Raw genomic sequence first — 5,257 nt, 5'->3', positions numbered from 1 at the left:
GGCTGCCCGCGCCCCCATACCACTTCGCCACCCGCGTCACCCGCCTGGAAGCCACCCCGGGCACGCTCGGCCCGGCCCGCATCACCACCGAGTACGACATTCCGCACGACGCCTGGTACCTCGTGGACGGGGCCGCGCCGCCCGCCGTCACCGTCGAGGCCGGCCAGTGCGACCTGCTCCTCGTCAGCTACCTCGGCATCGACTTCCGCAACAAGGGCGAGCGGGTCTACCGGCTCCTCGACTCCTCGCTCATCTTCAAGGGCCCGCTGCCCCTCGCCGGACAGACGCTGCGCTACGAGATCTCCATCGACCGCTTCGTGCACAACGGCGACACCACCCTGTTCTTCTTCAGCTACGACTGCTTCGCCGACGACCGGCTGATCCTCCAGCTGCGCGACGCCTGCGCCGGGTTCTTCACGCAGGAAGAACTCGACGCCTCCCTCGGCGTCGTCACCAGCGACCGCGACCGCGCCGCCCGCGCCGCCCTCACCCCCGGCTACTTCAAGCCGCTGGCCCGCACCGACGTCACGCACCTGGACGCCGACGCCCTCGAACTGCTCGCCCAGGGACGCCCCGGAGACGTCTTCGGCCCCGAGCACGCCCAGGACGAGGGCCTCAACCCGGCGCTGCGCCTGCCCGGCCCGATGCTGCGCATGGTCGACGAGGTCACCATCGACCGGCTCGGCGGGCCCAGGGGCCTCGGCAAGCTCACCGCCGTCAAGCGGCTCACCCCCGACGCGTGGTACTTCACCTGCCACTTCCCTGACGACCCGGTACTCGCCGGCTCCCTCGTCGCCGAGGGCGCGGTCCAGCTCCTCCAGATCGAGCTGCTCCACCTCGGGATGCACCTGACACTGCCGGACGCCCGCTTCCAGACCGTCACCGACGAACGCATCGACGTGCAGGTGCGGGGCCAGATCACCCCCGAGCACCGCGAGATCCGCTACGAGGTGGAGATCACCGACATCACGCTCCTGCCCCGCCCCACGGTGCGGGCCGACATCATCGTCCACCTCGGCGACAAGCCCGCCATCCGGATGCGCAACCTCGGCCTCCAGGTGCGCGAGAAGGACGGCGCGCCCTACCGGCCCGGGACCGGCGGCGTGCCCGTCTTCCTCGGACGCCGCAACCGCTCCGGCGAAGCCGCCATGATCAACGAACTGCACCTCGCGCACGCCGCGAAGGGCCTGCTCGACGTCGCGATGGGCCCCGAGTTCGAGATCTACCGCGACAGCCGCGCCCCGTACATCCCCAACGGCGACTTCCGCTTCGTGGACCGCGTCATGTCCCTCAAGGGCACCCGCGGCGACCTCAAGCCCGGCGCGGAGATGGTCACCGAGTACGACTCGCCGGACGACGCCTGGTACTACCGCCAGAACTCCCACCCGCACATGCCGAACTGCGTCTACATGGAGTCCTCGCTCCAGGCGGCGATCTTCCTCGGCTACTACCTGGGCGCCACCCTCAAGGACCCCTCGCAGCAGTACTCCATCCGCAACCTCGACGGCCGCGCCACCCTCGTGCGGGACATCGACCTGCGCGGCAAGACCATCCGCCACCACTCCAAGCTGCTGATGACCTCCGCGGTCTCCGGCGCCGTCCTCCAGAACTTCTCCTACGAACTCTCCGCCGACGGCGAGGTGTTCTACACCGGCGAATCGCTCTTCGGGTACTTCTCCGAGGCAGCCCTCGCCAACCAGGTGGGCCTGGACAACGGCGGATACACCGCCCCCTGGATCGAGCAGGAACAGCCCGCCGCCGAGCAGGTGCGCCGCATCGAACTCACTCCCGACGCGCCCTGGTTCACCGATCCCGACGGCGGCCACCTGCGCCTGCCGGGGGAGCACTTCGACCTCGTGGACCACGTCGACCTGGTGGCCGGCGGCGGCCGCTTCGGCCAGGGCTACCTGCACGGCGCCCGCGCGGTGCGGCCCGACGAGTGGTACTTCTCCTGCCACTTCCACCGCGACCCGGTGATGCCCGGCTCCCTCGGCGTGGAGGCCGTCCTCCAGGCGCTGCGGCTGTTCGTGCTGGAGCAGAACCTCGCGGCGGACATCGACGCGCCCCGCTTCGCGATGGCCACCGGCGTGGAGATGGGCTGGAAGTACCGCGGCCAGATCCTGCGCGACGACCGCGAACTGCGCTTCGACGTGCACGTCAAGGAGGTGCGCCGCGAGTCCGGCCGGCTCCTGGTGATCGCCGACGCCGAACTGTGGAAGCCCGGACTGCGCATCTACCAGCTCACCGACGCGGCCATCGAGGTCCGCTCCGCCACCGACCCCGCCTGACCAGCCGAGGAGCCCTGTACCCCATGTCCAGCCCGCACCCCACCCCACCCCCGGCCGGCCCGCCGCTGCGCTGGCACGGCGACGGTTTCCCCGCCGCCGACGCCTCCGGCGTCCACCAGGCGCTCGCCGACCTGGAGAACCCCTGCTTCGTCGTCGCCGGACCCACCGGGCCCGCGGCCGTCTCCGGCGGCACCGCCGCCCCCGGCGGCGAGGGACCCGGAGTCCTCGCCGCCGCCGCGCCGCTGCCCCCGCACCGCCTCGGCTCGGCGGCCTTCACCGCCGCCCACGGCGTGCGCCTGCCCTACATGGCGGGCGCCATGGCCGGCGGCATCGCCTCCGCCGACCTCGTCATCGCCATGGCCCGCGAGAACCTCCTCGCCTCCTTCGGCGCGGCCGGCCTGCTGCCCTCCGTCGTGGAGGACACCCTGCGCCGCTTCGCCCGGGAGATCCCCGGCCTGCCGTACGCCGTCAACGTCATCCACAGCCCCAGCGAGGACCGCCTGGAGCGCGAGACCGTCGAGCTGGCGCTGCGCCACGGGGTGCGCTGCGTGGAGGCGTCCGCGTACATGGACCTCACCCCGCACATCGTCCGCTACCGGCTCGCCGGGCTGCGCCGCGGACCCGACGGCCGCGTCGTCACCGGCAACCGGCTCATCGCGAAGGTCTCCCGCCCCGAGACCGCGACCCGCTTCATGCGTCCCGCGCCGGCCGCGACCGTCACCGCCCTGCTGGAGCAGGGCCTGATCACCGCCGAACAGGCCGCGCTCGCCCACCAGGTCCCGCTGGCCGACGACATCACCGTCGAGGCGGACTCCGGCGGCCACACCGACCGCCGCCCCCTGCCCGCGCTCTTCCCCGTCCTGGCCCGGCTGCGCGACGCCGTGCAGCGCGAGCACCGCTACCAGGACCCCATCCGGCTCGGCGCCGCAGGCGGCCTCGGCGCGCCCGCCGCGCTGGCCGCCGCGTTCGCGATGGGCGCCGACTACGTCGTCACGGGCTCGGTGAACCAGTCCTGTCTGGAGGCGGGCACCTCGCCACAGGTACGGGCGATGCTCGCCGAGGCGGGCATCGCCGACTGCGAGATGGCCCCGGCCGCCGACATGTTCGAGATGGGCGTGGACCTGCAAGTACTCAAGAAGGGCACGCTCTTCCCGATGCGCGCCCGCCGCCTCCACCAGCTCTACCAGACCTACGACGGACTGGAGGCGCTGCCGGGAGAGGAGCGCGAGCGGCTGGAGAAACAGATCTTCCGGCGCCCCCTGGAGGAGGTGTGGGCGGACTGCGTCAGCTACTTCACGAACCGTGACCCCGAACAGCTGACCCGCGCCGCCGACCACCCGCGCCGCCGCATGGCGCTGGTGTTCCGCTGGTACCTCGGCATGGCCTCGCGCTGGGCCGTCACCGGGGACGGGGAACGCACCCCCGACTACCAGATCTGGTGCGGCCCCGCGATGGGCTCCTTCAACGACTGGGTGACCGGCAGCTACCTCAAGAACCCGAGCAACCGGCGCGTCGCCGACGTCGCCCAGCACCTCATGCGCGGAGCGGCCTTCCACACGCGCCTCGCCCAGCTCCGCCTCGCGGGCGTGCGGGTGCCCGCCGGAGCGGCCGAGTACCTGCCGGTGCCGGGCGAGCCCCCGCTGCCGCTGGCCCCCACGGCGGGTGCCTCATGAGCGCCCCCCGCACCACCGCCCCCGCCCCGGCGTTGACCCCCGGGGAGGTGGAACTCATCCTCGGTGACCCGGCCGACCCCGCCAACCCGTACGGGTACGCCGCCGCCGTCGCCCGCGACGAGGCCGACGCCTTCCCCGAGGAACTGTGCGGCCTGCTCTTCGAGGCCGGCTTCCACCTCAACTACCTCCCCCGCGAATGGGGTGGCACGTTCGAGTCCTTCGACCGCAGCCTCACCCTCGTGCGGGCCGCCGCGCGCCGCGACGTGACGGTGATGCCGGGCACCATGTTCAGCATCATCGCCGCGACCTGCCTCCAGGTGCACGGCTCGACCGCTCAGCGCGAGAAGGTCGCGAGAATCCTCCGCGAGGGCGGCGCCGTCGCCTTCGCCATGACGGAGGCCGACCACGGCAGCGACCTCGTCTCCGGCGCGCTGCGCCTCGACGAGGAGGGCAGGCTCCACGGCGAGAAGTGGCTCGTCGGCAACGGGAACCGGGCCGAGGCCGTCTACGTGGTGGCCCGCACCGGCGCGCGCGGCCCCGGCGCCTTCACCGCCTACCTCATCGACACCCCGCGCGGCACCACCCCCGAGGGGCTGACCCGCCTCCCGGCGCCGCGCACCGACGGAATGCGCGGCGTGGACCTCGCCACCCTGCGCTTCGACGGCGTGCGGGCCCCGTCCGGGGCGCGGGTCGGCAAGGAGGGCGAGGGCCTGGAGGTCGCCCTGCGCGCCCAGCAGGCGGTCCGCCTCATGAGCATGGCCGGGTCGCTGGGCATCGCCGACACCGCGCTGCGCCTGACCCTGGACTTCACCGCCACCCGCCGCTTCGGCCGCACCACGCTGGACGCCACCGCCTACGCCCGCCGCGAATGCGCCGCCGCGAGCGCGGCGCTGCTCGCGGCCGACGCGGTGGCGACGGCGGCGGCCCGCGGGGTGCACGTGACCCCGCAGGCGTACAGCGTGTGGGGGCCCGCCGCCAAGCACCTCGTCGCCGAGGCCACCCAGGACGTGCTGGCGCACTGCTCCACCGTGCTCGCCACCCGCTCCGTCCTGCGCGGGCAGGCCCCCGGGGACGGCGTGTTCCAGAAGCTGCGCCGCGACGCCGCCGTGGTCCGCGTCATCGACGCCAGCCCCTACGCCAACCTCCGCTCCTACGCCGCCCAGCTGCCCACGCTGATCACCGCCACGGCGGCGGGCGGCCCCGCCCCCTCCGTCGAGGCGGTCTTCGACCTCGACGCCCCCCTGCCCGCCTACGAACCGGCCCGCCTCGACCTCCTGGTGCGCGGGCCCGACCCCG

Annotated in this window: 2 protein-coding genes and 1 pseudogene; all 3 read left to right on the top strand. The window is 73.5% G+C overall.

Translation table 11 applies throughout. The features are described from left to right. A pseudogene (locus tag SSBG_RS04740) lies at positions 1-2,288 on the top strand (hypothetical protein); the annotation flags it as partial. Positions 2,289-2,311: 23 nt separating this feature from the next. Further along, complete coding sequence (locus tag SSBG_RS04735) at positions 2,312-3,961, top strand: PfaD family polyunsaturated fatty acid/polyketide biosynthesis protein (protein WP_008745078.1); 1,650 nt, start codon at positions 2,312-2,314, stop codon at positions 3,959-3,961. Beyond that, positions 3,958-5,257, top strand: a 1,300-nt coding sequence (locus SSBG_RS04730; RefSeq protein WP_008745077.1) for an acyl-CoA dehydrogenase family protein, incomplete at its 3' end; no start/stop codon positions are given. The genes SSBG_RS04735 and SSBG_RS04730, both read left to right, overlap by 4 nt.

The organism is Streptomyces sp. SPB074 (assembly GCF_000154905.1).
Taxonomy (GTDB): Bacteria; Actinomycetota; Actinomycetes; order Streptomycetales; family Streptomycetaceae; genus Streptomyces.
This window is presented reverse-complemented; position numbering and strand designations above follow the sequence as displayed.